13 protein-coding genes are annotated in these 15,650 nt (G+C 71.4%); 6 read left to right on the top strand and 7 right to left on the bottom strand.

Annotation, left to right across the window (positions count from 1 at the left end):
• Positions 1-5: 5 nt before the first annotated feature.
• On the bottom strand, positions 6-1,127 hold the full coding sequence (locus tag AC1DXJ_RS14470; RefSeq protein ID WP_477637327.1) for a ferredoxin reductase: 1,122 nt from the start codon (positions 1,125-1,127) through the stop codon (positions 6-8).
• Between the two features lie 152 nt (positions 1,128-1,279).
• Between AC1DXJ_RS14470 and AC1DXJ_RS14475 the strand changes: the two genes are divergently transcribed.
• The 4 genes from AC1DXJ_RS14475 to bar all read left to right on the top strand — a co-directional run bounded on the left by AC1DXJ_RS14475 (position 1,280) and on the right by bar (position 6,214).
• The gene (locus AC1DXJ_RS14475) at positions 1,280-2,449 is read left to right on the top strand and encodes a PucR family transcriptional regulator (RefSeq protein ID WP_477637328.1); all 1,170 of its coding nucleotides are present in this window, start codon (positions 1,280-1,282) and stop codon (positions 2,447-2,449) included.
• 28 nt (positions 2,450-2,477) lie between these two features.
• Positions 2,478-3,986 carry a carboxyl transferase domain-containing protein gene (locus tag AC1DXJ_RS14480; protein ID WP_477614830.1) on the top strand — a complete coding sequence of 503 codons (1,509 nt, stop codon included), beginning with the start codon at positions 2,478-2,480 and terminating at the stop codon, positions 3,984-3,986.
• A 108-nt stretch (positions 3,987-4,094) separates the two neighbouring features.
• Positions 4,095-5,069, top strand: a complete 975-nt coding sequence (locus tag AC1DXJ_RS14485) for a carbamate kinase (protein WP_477637329.1) — start codon at positions 4,095-4,097, stop codon at positions 5,067-5,069.
• Between the two features lie 5 nt (positions 5,070-5,074).
• A complete protein-coding gene (bar, locus tag AC1DXJ_RS14490) occupies positions 5,075-6,214 on the top strand; it encodes a barbiturase (protein ID WP_477637330.1) in 1,140 nt (379 codons plus the stop codon).
• 285 nt (positions 6,215-6,499) lie between these two features.
• Here the strand turns inward: bar and purH are convergent, their stop codons facing one another.
• From purH to AC1DXJ_RS14505, 3 genes are all read right to left on the bottom strand, one after another.
• Positions 6,500-8,137: a bifunctional phosphoribosylaminoimidazolecarboxamide formyltransferase/IMP cyclohydrolase gene (gene purH / locus AC1DXJ_RS14495; RefSeq protein ID WP_477637331.1), complete on the bottom strand. Its 1,638-nt coding sequence runs from the start codon at positions 8,135-8,137 to the stop codon at positions 6,500-6,502.
• Positions 8,134-8,745 (bottom strand): phosphoribosylglycinamide formyltransferase, encoded by a 612-nt coding sequence (gene purN, locus AC1DXJ_RS14500; RefSeq protein WP_477614826.1) that lies wholly within the window; start codon positions 8,743-8,745, stop codon positions 8,134-8,136. Before purN ends, purH begins: the two co-directional genes overlap by 4 nt.
• Positions 8,746-8,814: 69 nt before the next feature.
• Positions 8,815-10,050 (bottom strand): cell division protein PerM, encoded by a 1,236-nt coding sequence (locus AC1DXJ_RS14505; RefSeq protein ID WP_477637332.1) that lies wholly within the window; start codon positions 10,048-10,050, stop codon positions 8,815-8,817.
• A 225-nt stretch (positions 10,051-10,275) separates the two neighbouring features.
• On the opposite strand from AC1DXJ_RS14505, the gene AC1DXJ_RS14510 reads away from it, so the two are divergent.
• Together AC1DXJ_RS14510 and AC1DXJ_RS14515 are read left to right on the top strand one after the other, a co-directional pair.
• Complete coding sequence (locus AC1DXJ_RS14510) at positions 10,276-10,776, top strand: RNA polymerase sigma factor (RefSeq protein WP_477637333.1); 501 nt, start codon at positions 10,276-10,278, stop codon at positions 10,774-10,776.
• Positions 10,769-12,211 (top strand): hypothetical protein, encoded by a 1,443-nt coding sequence (locus tag AC1DXJ_RS14515; protein WP_477637334.1) that lies wholly within the window; start codon positions 10,769-10,771, stop codon positions 12,209-12,211. Before AC1DXJ_RS14510 ends, AC1DXJ_RS14515 begins: the two co-directional genes overlap by 8 nt.
• 100 nt (positions 12,212-12,311) lie before the next feature.
• On the opposite strand, the gene sucD is transcribed toward AC1DXJ_RS14515, so the two are convergent.
• From sucD to AC1DXJ_RS14530, 3 genes are all read right to left on the bottom strand, one after another.
• Complete coding sequence (gene sucD, locus AC1DXJ_RS14520) at positions 12,312-13,202, bottom strand: succinate--CoA ligase subunit alpha (RefSeq protein WP_477614822.1); 891 nt, start codon at positions 13,200-13,202, stop codon at positions 12,312-12,314.
• 19 nt (positions 13,203-13,221) lie between these two features.
• Positions 13,222-14,409: an ADP-forming succinate--CoA ligase subunit beta gene (sucC, locus tag AC1DXJ_RS14525; RefSeq protein WP_477614821.1), complete on the bottom strand. Its 1,188-nt coding sequence runs from the start codon at positions 14,407-14,409 to the stop codon at positions 13,222-13,224.
• Between the two features lie 181 nt (positions 14,410-14,590).
• Positions 14,591-15,610, bottom strand: coding sequence for a DUF3048 domain-containing protein (locus tag AC1DXJ_RS14530; protein ID WP_477614820.1), 1,020 nt, complete (start codon positions 15,608-15,610; stop codon positions 14,591-14,593).
• Positions 15,611-15,650: the final 40 nt, after the last annotated feature.

Below are 15,650 nucleotides of genomic sequence, written 5' to 3' on the forward strand. Positions count from 1 at the left end.
TCTCCTTAGAGGTCGATCTCGCAGTGGCCGGCAGCCGCCGACACACAGGTCTGGATGCGGATGCCGTCGCCCTTGGCGGCAATGGTGAGGTCGCCGCTGCGCAGGTCGCGCACGGCACCCTCCTTCAGGGGCACGACACAGCCGAAGCAGATGCCCATCCGGCAACCGGACGGCATCAGGACCCCGGCGGCTTCGCCGGCGTCGAGGATCGGGGTCGAACCGTCGGCATCGACGGTGATGCGCTGGGTACCGAAGGTGACCGTGCCACCCTCGCCCTCGGCGATGATGACCGGGCGGAAGCGCTCGGTGTGGAGTCGGTCGGCGATCTGGGCGTCGGCCCAGGCCGCCTCGAAGGCGTCGAGCATGCCCGTGGGGCCACAGGCCCACGTCTCGCGGAAGCGCCAGTCGGGCACGAGCTCGTCCAGCGAGTCGGTGCCGACCATTCCCTGGGAGTCGGTGTGCCGCTCGACGAGGCGGATGCGGCCGGCCTCGGCCCACTCGCGCAGCTCGGCGGCGAAGATGACGTCGGCCTCGGTGGGCGCGGAGTGGATGACGACGACGTCCTGCAGCTCGTCGAGGTGGTTGCGCAGCATCCCCATCACGGGTGTGACGCCCGAGCCGGCAGTGACGAACAGCGCGCGGGCCGGACGGGCCGACGGGAGCGTGAAGTCACCGGTCGCCTGGTCGAGGTGGACCAGGGTGCCGGCCTGGAGGGCGCGCACGACGTGGTTGCTGACCTTGCCGTCGGGGATCGCCTTGACGCAGATCGAGATGATTCCGTCCGGGGCTTCCACCGGGGAGGTGAGCGAGTAGGCGCGCCAGTTGCGCACCCCGTCGACGTCGACGCCGATCCGGATGTACTGGCCGGGCACGTGGCCGGCCCAGGAGCGACCGGGCTTGATGCGCACCGTGACGGCGTCCCGGGTCTCGGGGGTCACGGAGACGACGCGACCACGGAGGTCGGCGCCGGCGCGCATGGGTGCGATCAGGTCGAGGTAGTCGTCGGGCAGCACCGGGGTGACGACTGCCTCGGCAACTCGGCGGAGAACCGTGCGCAGGGACGGGCGCGACCTTGCCGACGGCCCGGTGGACCCGGGCGACGTGCGGAGCGGGAGAACTGCGGTCATGGTTCCACTATGGGCGATCAGGTAGGGTAATTTCCTGACCACAGCGCGTGAGAATCGCGACCAGAATTGTTCGCAAAGGACAAAAGTCCATGGTGACGTCGGCCAGCGGGACCGCTGCTGAGCACGCGGCGGAGCTCAGTATCCCACCTGAGGTGCAGAGTGAGCTCAAGCGCGCTCTCCCCCAGGTGGCGGCCGACGCCGTCCAGGCCATCATCGTCGAGGTGCCCAGCTACGCGGAGGCCCGCGACTACCTCGTCGGCAACATCGAGTCGGCCGTGCAGGTGGCCCTCGGCAGCTTCCTGACGATGGCCGCCCGGTCCGACGACCCCAGCTCGCCGCTCGGACCCGCGCGCCAGGCGTCCTACGCCCTGGGCCGCGGCGAGGCCCGCAGCGGGCGGAGCATGGACGCCCTGCTGTCCGCCTACCGCATCGGCGCCCGCGTCTCGTGGCGCGAGCTGTCGGCCGTAGGGGTGCGGGCCGGGATGTCCGCGCCCCTCCTGGCGCAGTTCGCCGAGCTGGTGTTCGCCTACATCGACGAGCTCTCCGCGGCCAGCGTCGCCGGTCACGCCGACGAGCTCGCCACCGCGGAGCGCAGCCAGGAGCGCCGGCTCGAGCGGCTGGCCCTGGACCTCGTGCGCGGCGCGTCCGACGAGGTGACGACCCGCCGCGCGGAGCGTGCCGACTGGGCCCCACCGACGACGGTCACCGTGCTGCTGGTCCCGGACGAGCGGCTGCACCAGGCCCGAGCCCTCGTCGACCCGAGGTCGCTGTACCTCGGCGAGGACCTGCCCGACATGGCCGCCTCCGAGGACTACGTGGCCCTGCTGGTGCCCGACCTGCGAGCGCCCGCGCGACGTCGGCTGCTGCGGTCGCTGCGCGACTACGGCTGCGTGCTCGGTCCCGCAAGGCCGTGGCTGCAGACGGCCGCCTCCTACCGGCGGGCGCTGCGGGCGGCGCGCCTGCTGGCCGTCGAGAACCCCCGCCACACCACGGCATACGACACGGACGCCCACCTGGCCGAGCTGGTCCTGAGCGCCGATCCCGAAGCCCTCACGGACCTCAGGGCCCGCGCCCTCAAACCGTTGGACGACCTGTCCCCCGCGGCTCGGGAGAAGCTCGTCGAGACGCTGCGCCTGTGGCTGCTGTTCGGTGGGCGTCGCGAGGCGGTGGCGGCCGGCCTCTTCGTGCACCCGCAGACCGTGCGCTACCGCATGGGGCAGCTGCGCGAGCTCTTCGGCGACGACCTCGACGACGCCGGGGTCGTGCTCGACCTCGTCCTCGCGCTGGGCGTTCCCCCCACGGGCGAGACGCTGACGCCCTAGGCTCGTCGCCTCGTACCCGGGAGGTGGCATGTCAGACCCGTCCAGGCCCTCGCGCCGACTCGGCGGGCTCGAGCTCGCCACGACCGTGCTCGACGCCGACAGCTGGGTGTCGTGGGACGGCCCGGTCCGCGAGGTGGCGACGGAGGGTTCGGCGTATGCCGCGGAGCTCGCCGCGGCCCGCGAACGGTCCGGTGCCGACGAGGCCATCATCACCGGCGAGGGACGCATCCGGGGGCGCCGGGTCGCCCTCATCGCCGGCGAGTTCCGCTTCCTCGCCGGTTCGATCGGCAGCACGGCCGCGGAGCGGGTGGTGCTCGCGTTCGAGCGCGCCCGCCGCGAGGAGCTGCCGCTCTTCGCCGCCCCCTCGTCGGGCGGCACGCGCATGCAGGAGGGGACGCCGGCCTTCGTGGGGATGGTCAAGATCAGCGCCGCCTGCGCCGAGTTCAAGGAGGCCGGACTGCCCTACCTGGTGTACCTGCGCCACCCGACGACCGGCGGCGTCTTCGCCTCGTGGGGGTCCCTCGGGCACGTCACGGTGGCCGAGCCCGGCGCCATGATCGGGTTCCTCGGGGCCCGCGTCTACGAGGCGCTCTACGACCACCCGTTCCCCGAAGGAGTGCAGACGGCCGAGAACCTCTTCGAGCACGGCCTCATCGACGCGATCCTGCCCGTCGAGGCGCTCGCGGAGGTGGCCGACCGCGCCCTCACCGTGCTGACCGGCCCCCGGCAGGACCTGCCCGATGTCCCCGAGGTGCCCAAGGAGCAGCTCGCCGACACCCCCGCATGGGAGTCGATCACCCGCTCGCGGCGCACCGACCGGCCGGGGGTGCGCGCCCTCCTGCGACTCGGGGCGACGGACGTGCTGCCCCTGCACGGCACCGGGCAGGGCGAGTACGACCCCGGGATGCTGATGGCCCTGGCCCGGTTCGGGGGCGCCCCGTGCATCGTGCTGGGTCAGGACAGGGACCGCCAGACCCTCGACGAACCGTTGTCCCCCAAGGGACTTCGCGTTGCCCGGCGTGGCATGAAGCTGGCGCACGAGCTCAAGCTGCCCCTCGTCAGCATCATCGACACCGCGGGAGCCGCACTCTCCAAGGAAGCCGAGGAGGGCGGGATGGCCGGTGAGATCGCGCGCTGCCTCGCCGAGCTGGTGATGCTCGACGCGCCCACCGTCTGCGTGCTGCTCGGTCAGGGCACCGGGGGTGGCGCGATCGCCGTCATGCCGGCTGACCGCGTGATCAGCGCGCAGCACTCCTGGCTGTCCCCGCTGCCGCCCGAGGGCGCCTCGGCCATCCTCCACCGCGACACCAGCCACGCCCCGGAGCTCGCCACCAGCCAACGGGTCCGCTCGCTCGACCTGCTCCACGCCGGCATCGTGGACCGGATCGTCGCGGAGCACCCCGACGCGGCCGACGAGCCCGAGGAGTTCTGCCGCCGGATGTCCCAAGCCATCCAGCACGAGCTCGCCGTCCTCGCCCGCGAGGACCCGGCCGCCAGGCTGGCCGCGAGGCTGGAGCGCTACCGCCGCCTGGGGTGAACGTGAACACATCTGCCAAGGCGGGTCCGGCCATTGGGCAGGTCCTGCCAACGTCATCGGCCGTCGCGCATCCCTAGGCTCGCCGCACGGACGACGAACGGAGGTGGCATGCGGGTCCTGATCGCGCTCGGCGGCAACGCCATGACCGGTCCCGACGGCAGCGCCACCCCCCAGGCCCAGCGGGAGGCCATCGGGCGGGCGATGGGACACGTCGCCACGGTCGTCGCGGCGGGCCACGAGGTCGTCCTCACCCACGGAAACGGCCCGCAGGTCGGCAACCTGCTCGTCAAGAACGAGCTCGCGGCCAACGTCGTCCCACCCGTCCCGCTCGACTGGTGCGGAGCGCAGACGCAGGGAACCATCGGGTTCACCATCCTCGACACGCTCGAGCCGGCTCTCGCCGCACGGGGGCTGAACCACCCCGTCGCTGCCCTCGTGACCCGCACGCTGGTCGACCCCGACGACCCCGGCTTCGCCACGCCGACCAAGCCGATCGGCCGCTTCCTGCCCTACGACCAGGCCCGGCCGCTCATCGAGCACGGCGAGACCTGGGAGGACCGCGGCGACAAGGGATGGCGTCGCGTCGTGGCCTCACCCGCGCCCGTCGAGGTCCTCGAGACCCACACCCTGCTCACCCTGCTGCACGCGGGCTACGTCGTCGTCGCGGCCGGGGGCGGCGGCATACCCGTGGTCCGCGACGCTGACGGCACCGTCCGCGGTGTCGAGGCAGTCATCGACAAGGACCTCACGRCAGCGGTGCTCGCCCGCGCCATCGGCGCCGACGCGCTCGTCATCGCGACCGACGTCGAGAACGCCGTCCTCGACTTCGGGACACCGCAGGCGCGAGCCGTCGGCCGCGTCACCCTCGCCGAGATGGAGGGGTATGCCGCGGACGGCCAGTTCGCGTCCGGCTCGATGGGTCCCAAGGTCGAGGCCGCCATGCGGTTCGTGCGTGACGGCGGTGGGCGCAGCGTCATCACCGCCCTCGACCGCATCGCGGACGCGCTCTCCGGCGAGGTCGGCACCGTGGTGACCGACCGGCATACCGAATCGTCAACAACCGCAACGTCATCAGGAAGGTAACTCCCGTGCCCGAGCCCATTGAGGTCCGCAAGGTCCCGATCCACAGCGTGTCCGACGCGAGCGAGCTGGCCAAACTCATCGACGACGGGGTGATGGACGCCAGCCGGGTCATCGCCATCATCGGCAAGACCGAGGGCAACGGCGGGGTCAACGACTACACCCGCATCATCGCCGACCGTGCCTTCCGCGAGGTGCTGGTCGCCAAGGGCGCGCCCGCCGACCAGGTCAAGCAGGTGCCGATCGTCTGGTCCGGTGGGACCGACGGGATCATCAGCCCGCACGCGACCATCTTCGCGACCGTCCCGGCCGACCAGGCCGAGCAGTCCGACGAGGCGCGGCTGACGGTCGGGTTCGCGATGAGCGAGCCGATCCTGCCCGAGGAGATCGGCTACACCGGCATGATCGAGAAGGTCGCCGCGGCCGTGCGGGTCGCGATGGAGAAGGCCGGCATCACCGACCCCGCCGACGTCCACTACGTGCAGACCAAGACCCCGCTGCTCACCATCCACACCATTCGCGACGCCGAGTCCCGCGGCAAGTCCGTCTGGACGCACCACACCCACGAGTCGATGGACCTGTCCAACGGCACGACCGGTCTGGGCATCGCGGTGGCGCTCGGCGAGATCGAGATGCCGACCAACGAGGACGTGATGAACAACCGCTCGCTGTTCTCCGCGGTCGCCTCGTGCTCCTCCGGTGTCGAGCTCGACCAGGCGCAGGTCGTGGTGGTGGGCAACACCAAGGGGATCGGCGGTCGCTACCGCATCGGCCACTCGGTGATGCGCGACGCCCTCGACGCCGACGGCATCTGGGCCGCCATCAAGGACGCCGGCCTCGACCTGCCCGACCGCCCGCACACGAGCGACATCCAGGGTCGACTGGTCAACGTGTTCCTCAAGTGCGAGGTCAGCCAGGACGGCGCCGTGAGAGGTCGCCGCAACGCCATGCTGGACGACTCCGACGTGCACTGGCACCGCCAGATCAAGTCGGCCGTCGGCGGCGTCACCGCGTCGGTCACCGGCGACCCGGCAGTCTTCGTCTCGGTGTCGGCCGCGCACCAGGGACCCGACGGCGGCGGCCCCGTGGCCGCGATCGTCGACCTCGGTTCCGGCGAGCCCACGGGTTACCGCGCTCCCACCGCCTGAGACTCCCGCGCCCACCCGCACTTGTTGCCGCCTCGTCGTCACCAGAGGCCCCACGAAGGGGGTCAGTGACGACCTGGTGGCAACACGTCGCCCACCCGCCGGACCTGTTGCCGCCTCGTCGTCACCAGAGGCCCCACGAAGGGGGTCAGTGACGACCTGGTGGCAACACGTCGCCTACCCGCGGGACTTGTTGCCGCCTCGTCGTCACCAGAGGCCCCGACAAGGGGGTCAGTGACGACCTGGCGGCAACAAGTGCCCGGTGGGAGGAGTCAGTGCGCGCTGTGGCTAGTGACTGAAGTGACGGGTGCCGGTGAAGTACATCGTCACGCCGGCGGCCTCGGCAGCTGCGACGACCTCCTCGTCGCGCACCGAGCCACCAGGCGCGACGACCGCACGCACTCCCGCGTCGAGCAGCACCTGCAGTCCGTCAGCGAACGGGAAGAAGGCGTCGGACGCAGCGACCGCACCACGGGCCCGGTCGGCTCCGTCGGCGTTCGCCCGTGACACAGCGAGGTGGCACGAGTCCACCCGGTTGACCTGGCCCATGCCGATGCCCACCGAGCCGCCGTCCTTGGCCAGCAGGATCGCGTTGGACTTCACCGCGCGCACGGCTCGCCAGGCGAACTGGAGGTCGGCGAGGGTCGACTCGTCGGCGGCCTCGCCAGCCACGAGCCGCCAGCGGGAGGCGTCGTCGCCACCGGGCGTCTCGCCTTCGACGACCGCGTCGATCCGGTCCGGCAGCTGCACCAGCAGGCCACCGCTGATCGGCCGCGTCTCGATCGGGTCGCGGTGCGCCGCCATGTCTGCGGGGAGCTGGAGTAGGCGACGGTTCTTCTTCTCCCGCAACACCTCCAGCGCGTCGGCGTCGAACGACGGAGCCGCGATGACCTCGCTGAACGTCTCGTTCGCCGCGAGCGCCATCGCCTTGGTCACCGGCACGTTCGTGGCGATGATGCCCCCGTAGGCGGACACCGGGTCGCAGGCGTGAGCCGCGGCATACGCCTGCTCGACAGTGGCGCCCACGGCGATGCCGCAGGGGTTGGCGTGCTTGATGATCGCCACCGTGGGCTGGTCGCCGTGGTCGAAGGCAGCGCGCACAGCGGCGTCGGTGTCGATGTAGTTGTTGTAGGACATGTCCTTGCCGTGCAGCTGCTCCGCGGACGCCACGCCGGGACGCCAGTGCGTGTAGAGGGCGGCCGGCTGGTGCGGGTTCTCGCCGTAACGCAGCACGTTGGCCCGCTGGAACGTGGCGCCCGTCCACGCGGGGAAGCCGGTGCCGTCGGAGGTGTCGGTGTAGGCGTTGCCCATCCAGTTCGCGACCGCGTTGTCGTAGTCAGCGGTGTGCACGAACGCCTGGGCCGCCAACCGCTTGCGCTCGCTGAGCGTGAACCCCCCGCCCGCGACCGCTGCAAGAACTGCCGGGTATGCCGCGGGGTCGGTGATGACGGCCACGCTCGGGTGGTTCTTGGCCGCGGCCCGCACCATGGAGGGTCCGCCGATGTCGATCTGCTCGATGACCTCGTCAGGTCCGGCGCCAGACGCGACGGTCTCGCGGAACGGGTAGAGGTTCACGACGACGAGCTCGAACGGCTCGACCTCCAGCTCGGCGAGCTGGCTCAGGTGGTCGGCCTTGCGCGTGTCGGCGAGGATCCCGGCGTGAACGCGCGGGTGCAGGGTCTTGACCCGGCCCTCGAGGCACTCAGGGAAGCCGGTCAGGTCCTCGACCTTGGTGACCGGGAGGCCGAGGCCCTCGATGAGGGCGGCCGAACCACCGGTCGACACCAGCGAGACCCCGGCCTCGTGCAGCCCTCGGGCCAGCTCCTCCAGTCCGGTCTTGTCATAGACCGAGATCAGCGCCCGGCGGATCGGCCGGCGCCCGGGGTCCGGGGCATCGGTGGTGGGGGTGGTGGACTGCTCGGTCACGGGATGGTGGCCTTCCCATCGGAAACGGTGATTCCTTCGCGGGCCGCGCGGCCCACGACCTGGACGAGCAGCGGGTGCTCGACAGCTTTGATGCGCTCGTGGAGGGTGTCCTCGGTGTCGTCGGCAAGGACGTCCACCGCTGCCTGGGCGAGCACCGGTCCGGTGTCTATCCCCGCGTCCACGACGTGCACGGTGCAGCCGGTCTGCGCAACTCCGGCCGCGAGCGCGTCGCGAACCGCGTGGGCGCCGGGGAACGCCGGCAGGAGGGCGGGGTGGGTGTTGATGACGGTCCAGCGGCCGAGGACGGCCGGGCCGAGCAGCTTCATGAAGCCTGCGGACACGACGAAGGCCGGACCGTGGTCGCCGATCCGCTCCGCCAGCGCGGCATCCCAGTCGGCGCGCGAGTCGTGGTCCTCGACGCGGCATACGAAGGTGGGGATGCCCACGGCCGCCGCGCGGTGCAGGCCGCTGATGCCCGCGCGATCCGCGCCCACCGCGAGGATCCGGACGCCATAGGCCGGCTCGGCCGCGGCGTCGATGATCGCCTGGAGGTTGGTGCCCGACCCGGAGACCAGGACGACGATCCCGGTGGGCTCAGGCGCAGTCACGGTCAGGAACGATACCGACCGCCCCCGCAGCCGTGGTCACCGCGTCCATCCACAGGGCGACGGGCAGGGTCAGCCTCGGAGCTTCCACCGGTCCCATGCGAGAACCAGTGACGCGCCGGCGCCGAACTCGACCAGCAGCGCGAGGGTCAGCATCCCAGCCGGTGCCCCGATGTCGGAAAGCCGCGCGAGCCCGAGCGAACCGCCACCCAGGACGTCGAGCAGTCCCATCGCCCCCGCGGCCACCACCACGGCCGTGCCGGTGACGGTGAGCTTGGTGCGCTCGGTCGAGAGGCGGGCCACCGCGCGCAGCGAACGCCAGCCGATGAAGGCACCGGTCGCGACCGGCAGGAGGACCACGAGGGGAAGCAGGCCCGGAAAGGCACCCGGCTGGGGCAGTGCCCCGAACACCGGCACCATCGGCAACAGGGAGGTGCGGCTGCCGGTCCAGGTCGCCGAGGCCCCTTCGACCGCGGAGAACCCCGTGCCGGCGACGAACGACACTGCCCAGAGAGCCAGGTTGGGGAGCACGGACAGCTGGGCGACGACCAGGACCGCGCCACCGATGACGCCGGGAGCCAGCTCACCCTGGAGGTGGCTCACCTGGTCGAAGTGGAGCACCACGAAGAGCACACACAGCGCCATGCCGATCCCGAGCAGCGTGGCGGCACCTTCCAGCCCCGGGCGCACCGCGCGTCGCACGGCATCGGGGAACCACGAGGGTCGGCCCAGACCGGGTCCGGCGAGCTCGGGTCGCCCCTTGACCAGCCTGGCCAGTGCGGTCGCGGCGGAGAGGGTGGGCACGAAGAGCACGGGAAGGACGAGCGTCCACGCGACCGGGCTCGGACCCGCCAGGAACGCGACGAGGACCCACAGCAGCGCGCAGGCGGCATACCCGGCGGTCCAGGCACCGAGGGCGAAGGCGACGGGGCCGTGAACGGTGTCCCGGACGAGGCGGATGGTGCGCGCCTCGGCGGCCTCACGGGCCGCACGTGCGGCGGCCCACGAGCCGATCACGACGCTCACGCCGAAGGCGAGCAGGGGGACCACGGTCACGTGCGCGACACCGAGGGTCAGGTGCGCGCCGCCGGCCAGCAGCCACAGGCTCGCGCCGACGCCCAGGGAGGTGGTCCACGACACGGTGCTCTCGGGCGCGGCCACCCAGACGAGCAGCGCCGGGAGGACGAAGACGGCCGCCGAACCTGCCGCCGCCAGCGCCCCGGCCACCAGGGCCCGCCGGTGCGCGACGAGGCCTGGCGCGCCGTCGGTCGACGAGGTGCCCCCACGCAGTAGTTCCATCACAGTCATCGCTGCTCCATCGTCGCCGACCGGGACGACGCAGCCGTCGTGCAACGCCGAACACCTCGGAGAAATGTCCGAACGCGCCGCAACCCAACCTCGCGCGAGCGCGTCTGCTGCGGTGTGATGGCCCCAGCGGTTCCGATGGGCGCTGAAGTGCCGATGGGCACTGCGGTGCCGACGGGCAGTGCAGTGCAGCTGGGCACCGCAGTACCGACCAGACAGGGGGTGTCGATGGGCGCGCAGTCCGCCGAGGCGGAGTTCGACGCGTTCTACCGCGACACCGCCCGCCGGGTCGTGCACCTCGTCTATGCCTTCACCGGTGACCTCACCGTGGCCCAGGACTCCACCCAGGAGGCCTACGCCCGCGCCTGGCAGCAGTGGTCCACCGTGCGCACGCACGACGACCCGCTCGCCTGGGTGCGCACCGTCGCTCGACGGATCGCCATCTCCGGGTGGCGCAAGAAGTCCAGCCAGGACCGCGCCCACGAACGCCACGGCGCCCACGACACCACGGGCCCGCCGACCGAGGACAGGGTCGCGGTCGTGACGGCACTGCGGACGCTGCCCGACCCGGTCCGTGAAGCCGTGACCCTGTACYACATCGGCGACCTGTCCATCGACCAGATCGCCCACGAGACCAACACCCCCGCAGGCACCGTCAAGGCGCGCCTGCACCGGGGCCGCGCACAGCTCGCGCAGGCCCTGCGGCACGAGGAGAACCCCCATGGCTGAGCACGACGACTGGACGGCGGAGCACGACGCCCGGCTGCGGGCTGCCTTGACGTCGCTGCGCGCCGACGTCGAAGCCGCACCCCTGCCCGACGTCCGTTTCGTCAGGGCAAGGGGTATGGCGCGGCGTCGCCAGCGGCTGCTCACGTGGACGGCGGCTGCTGCCGCGGCAGCGGTGGTGGTCGGGACGGTGGGCTACTCCCAGTTCGGTCGCGAGGCCGCAAGCCCGCTGGTGCCGGCGACGCGCAGCGCCACGAATAGCGCCTCCTCCTCCCCTACGACCACGAGCAGTCTCGACGTCCCAGGCGTCCTGCCTGTCGCCACCGAGTGGCAGGAGTCGCTGCAGCTGCCCGTTGGCTCGGTGACGGTCACGCCGATCACCAAGGGCGGTGGGGTCGAGTGCGGCGACGCACTGGGCAAGGCGACTCGCCAGGAGTCGGCCACCCAGGCCAACTCCCCGGTGTCCGGCGCCGCGACCTACTGGCAGTACGACGGAAAGGGCGACCTCAAGGACCAGGTCGTTGCGCTCGAGCAGAGCGTGCCGAAGTGCCAGGCGGGACCGGGGTTCAAGGTCACGCCCGGGCTGGTCGGCGATGTCTCGGTCTACAGCTATGCGACGACCGACGCCGGTTCAGGCTGGTTCGCCGTCGCCGGGGGTACTGCTGGCGTGACCCTGCTCCAGGTGATCGACCCAGCGTTCAACGACGTCTCGCTCGGAGGTTTCACCGAGGACGAGGTGGCCACGCTCGCGCGCATCGCCCAGGCACGACTCGACCGCTACGCCGCCGCGGGCCCGTCGCCGACCACCACAGTGCCCAGCGGCCCCGGCGCGAAGGCGATCAACGAGCAGATGCCCGTCGCCGGCGCCGACCCACTCCCCTCGTCCGACTTGTTCGTCGCAGCCTCCCAGTGGACGTCGGCGCGGTTCGCGGCGGGCGCTCCCGCCTACGCCGGGGCGGCTGGGTCGTCGGCCGATCTGGGTGGCATCGGCGTGTTCTGTGAGACCGACGACTACCTGTCCGGCATCGGGGGCCAGTTCGGAGTAGTCGAGCTCCGGGCCGGAAGGGGCGACGCGAACGTGATCGGACACCAGCGGGTGCGCGTCGACCAGTCGGCCGACCCAGGCGCTCGCAAGGCGTGGGCGAAGGACCAGGTGTCGCAGGAGCAGTCACTGCGGGCCAAGGGGTGCACCGAGGCCGACGGCAAGGTCACCGCGACGCGCGGGCCGCATGCCGGCACCTTCCTGCTGACCAAGAAGGTCACCGGCGACGCCACCGGCACGGCCTATCGCTGGGTCGGCACCACGACCATGACGACGCCCGGCGCCATGACGACTGTCGTCTTCCACGGGACGAGCGACGGCCAAGGCTTCCAGGGCACGGCGGCCCAGGGCTTCGCGGAACTCGACCGGCTGCTCGCCCTGGCCCGCCAGAAGTAGCCGCCCACGCGGCATACCGCGGACTGCTCCACGACCTGAACGCGACGACGGCCGCCACCCTCCGGGGTGACGGCCGTCGTGAACCTTGGTGCGGCAGAAGCTACTTCTGCAGACCCTGCATGATCTCGCGCATCAGGTCGGCGGTCGCGGACGGCGTCTTGCCGACCTTGACCCCGGCGGCCTCGAGGGCCTCCTGCTTGGCGGCAGCCGTGCCCGCCGAGCCCGACACGATGGCGCCGGCGTGGCCCATCGTCTTGCCCTCGGGCGCGGTGAAGCCGGCGACGTAGCCGACGACCGGCTTGGTCACGTGGTCCTTGATGTAGGCCGCTGCCCGCTCCTCGGCGTCGCCGCCGATCTCGCCGATCATGACGATCGCGTCGGTGTCGGGGTCCTTCTCGAACGCCTCGAGGCAGTCGATGTGGGTGGTGCCGATGATCGGGTCACCGCCGATGCCGACGGCCGTGGAGAAGCCGAACTCGCGCAGCTCGAACATCATCTGGTAGGTCAGCGTGCCCGACTTCGAGACCAGGCCGATGCGTCCCGCGCCCGCGATGTTGGCGGGGATGATGCCGGCGTTGGACTTGCCGGGGCTGATCAGACCCGGGCAGTTGGGCCCCACGATGCGGGTCACCTTGCCGAGCGAGTAGTTGTAGAACTCCGCGGAGTCCTTGACCGCGATGCCCTCGGTGATGACCACCGCGAGCGGGATCTGCGCGTCGATCGCCTCGACGACGGCCGACTTGGCGAAGGCCGGGGGCACGAAGATGACCGACGCGTTGGCACCGGTCTCCGCGATGGCCTCGGCCACGGTCCCGAACACGGGCACCGAGATGCCACCGTCGAAGTCGACGGACGTGCCCGCCTTGCGCGGGTTGACGCCGCCGACGATCTGGGTGCCGGAGGCGAGCATGCGCTGCGTGTGCTTCATGCCCTCGGAGCCGGTCATGCCCTGGACGATGACCTTGGAGTTCTCGTCGAGAAAAATAGCCATTGGTATGCCGTTCCTTCGGTCAGTTCGTCGCGGCCGAAGCCAGCTCGGCGGCCTTGCGGGCCGCGCCGTCCATGGTCTCTTCGATGGTCACCAGCGGGTGGTTGGCCTCGGCGAGGATGCGCCGGCCCTCCTCCACGTTGTTGCCGTCCAGCCGGACGACCAGCGGCTTGGTGGCCTCGTCGCCGAGGTTCTGCAGCGCGCCGACGATGCCGTTGGCCACCGCGTCGCAGGAGGTGATGCCGCCGAACACGTTGACGAATACCGACTTCACCTGCTCGTCGCCGAGGATGATGTGCAGCCCGTTGGCCATCACCTCGGCCGAGGCGCCACCACCGATGTCGAGGAAGTTGGCCGGCTTGGGCTGGCCCGGGAACTCCTCGCCGGCGTAGGCGACCACGTCGAGGGTGGACATGACCAGCCCGGCGCCGTTGCCGATGATGCCGACCGAGCCGTCGAGCTTGACGTAGTTGAGGTTCTTCTCCTTGGCGGCGGCCTCGAGCGGGTCGGCCGCGGCCTTGTCCTCGAGGGCCTCGTGGTCGGGGTGGCGGAAGCCGGCGTTCTCGTCGAGCGTCACCTTGCCGTCCAGCGCGACGATGTCGCCGTCCACCGTCTTGACCAGCGGGTTGACCTCGACCAGCGTGGCGTCCTCGTCGCGGTAGACGGTCCACAGAGACTGCAGGACCGGCACGATCTTGGCGCCGGTCTCCTCGTCGAAGCCGGCCGCCGCCACGATCTCGCGTGCCTTGGCCTCGTCGATGCCGGTGTTGGGGTCGACCGCGAGCCGGGCCAGCGCTTCCGGGCGCTCGACGGCCAGCTGCTCGATCTCCATGCCGCCCTCCTTGCTGCACATCGCAAGGTAGGTGCGGTTGGCCCGGTCGAGCAGGATCGAGAAGTAGTACTCCTCGGCGATCTGCGCGCCCTGGGCGATCATCACGGTGCCCACGGTGTGGCCCTTGATGTCCATGCCCAATATCGCTTCGGCCGCCTCGACCGCTTCATCAACGGTCTTGGCGACCTTGACGCCGCCGGCCTTGCCTCGGCCACCGGTCTTGACCTGCGCCTTGACGACGGTCACGCCGCCGCTCTTGGGACCGATCTCCTCGGCGGCCGCGCGGGCCTGCTCCGGAGTGGTGGCGGTGGCGCCGGCGAGCACCGGCACGCCGTGCGCCTCGAACATGTCTCGGGCCTGGTATTCGAACAGATCCACGTCTGACGTCCTCGTCTACGGATGGGTTTGGTTCGACGCCGAGACTAGCCCTGTAGGGACCGGCTGGCTCCCTCGGGTGCAGCCCCGTGGGCCCAATGGGACCAATCTCACCATCAGCGGTGGGTATGCCCCGGGCGGCCGGTCTGCGGCACAGGCACCGCTCGGCGTGGCCTCGCCCTGCTCAGCGGACGGTGACGGCCTGCCCGGGCGCGACGAGGAGCACCCAGACGGGACCCTTCGGGTTGAAGGTGAGCGGCTGGGTGCCCACCGTGAACGAGGTGGGTGCCGTGAGGCCCTTGCGCGACCAGACGCCCTGCCACGACGTGCCGTCCCGGAGGACCACCGCCTTGCCGGAGCCGACCACGTCGACGACCGGGGTGGGCTGGCCGTTGACGTCGCGGTTGCTGGACTTGTGCGTCGCGACGTACTGGACGACGACGGTGCCGGCGCCGTACTGGCGACCGCTCGGGCTGACATCGGGGCGGCCATCGGTGGTGACGAGGTACTGCTTGCGCTTGGCGTTCCACGTCAGGGTGACCTTGGAGGAGGGCCACCGGGCGGCGACCGAGGTGGCCGGCGTGCCACCCGTGGCTGCGGGCCCGTAGCGGAACCCGATGTCGGCGGGCCTGACGCTGCCCCCCGCCCTGGCGAGGAGCACCGTGGGGCTTCCGATCACGTTGTAGGGAGCCGGCCGCGAGCGATCACGGTGGTAGCCGCGCGCGCTCTGGTCGTAGCTGAGGTTGACCTGGCGACCCGCGTCGAGGATCCGCTTCGTGTACTCGGACGACCCGGAGAAGGCCAGCGCGACCTTCCCGTAGTTGGCCACGAGGTCGACGTCCGACTCCCGACCACTGCGGACCGGCCCCACCTCGGGCGGCAGCTTGCGGCTGAAAACGGCCAGGAGCCTCGTGAGCCCACCCTCGACCGGCTCGACGTAGACGACGTCGGCCACGTCGAGCCCGATCCGGGGGCGCGCGGCCGGGGTGTTGTCGATCTTGACGGCGAGCACCGGCCCTCCCGCAAGCATCGCTGGACCGGCAGTGCTCGGGGTGGACGTGGGTGTCACCGGCGTCGAGGCCCTGGTGGTCGCGGAGGTGCGCGCGGCGGGTTTGCCACCTGAGCACGCGGCTGTGAGCCCGATGAGCAGCACGGCGACTCCGGCGACCGCTGCGGTGCGTTGACGCTGAGCACGGGAGGGCATGTCCGCGACAATAGGGGCCCGGCCCCGGTCGGACGCGGCG

It is taken from the genome of Pedococcus sp. P2_D9 (assembly GCF_056404275.1).

Coding starts and splice junctions, on each gene's coding strand:
- AC1DXJ_RS14470 (WP_477637327.1), bottom strand. CDS start 1,127: ATGACCGCAGTTCTCCCGCTCCGCACGTCGCCCGGGTCCACCGGGCCG.
- AC1DXJ_RS14480 (WP_477614830.1), top strand. CDS start 2,478: ATGTCAGACCCGTCCAGGCCCTCGCGCCGACTCGGCGGGCTCGAGCTC.
- AC1DXJ_RS14505 (WP_477637332.1), bottom strand. CDS start 10,050: ATGACTGTGATGGAACTACTGCGTGGGGGCACCTCGTCGACCGACGGC.
- AC1DXJ_RS14515 (WP_477637334.1), top strand. CDS start 10,769: ATGGCTGAGCACGACGACTGGACGGCGGAGCACGACGCCCGGCTGCGG.
- sucD (WP_477614822.1), bottom strand. CDS start 13,202: ATGGCTATTTTTCTCGACGAGAACTCCAAGGTCATCGTCCAGGGCATG.
- AC1DXJ_RS14530 (WP_477614820.1), bottom strand. CDS start 15,610: ATGCCCTCCCGTGCTCAGCGTCAACGCACCGCAGCGGTCGCCGGAGTC.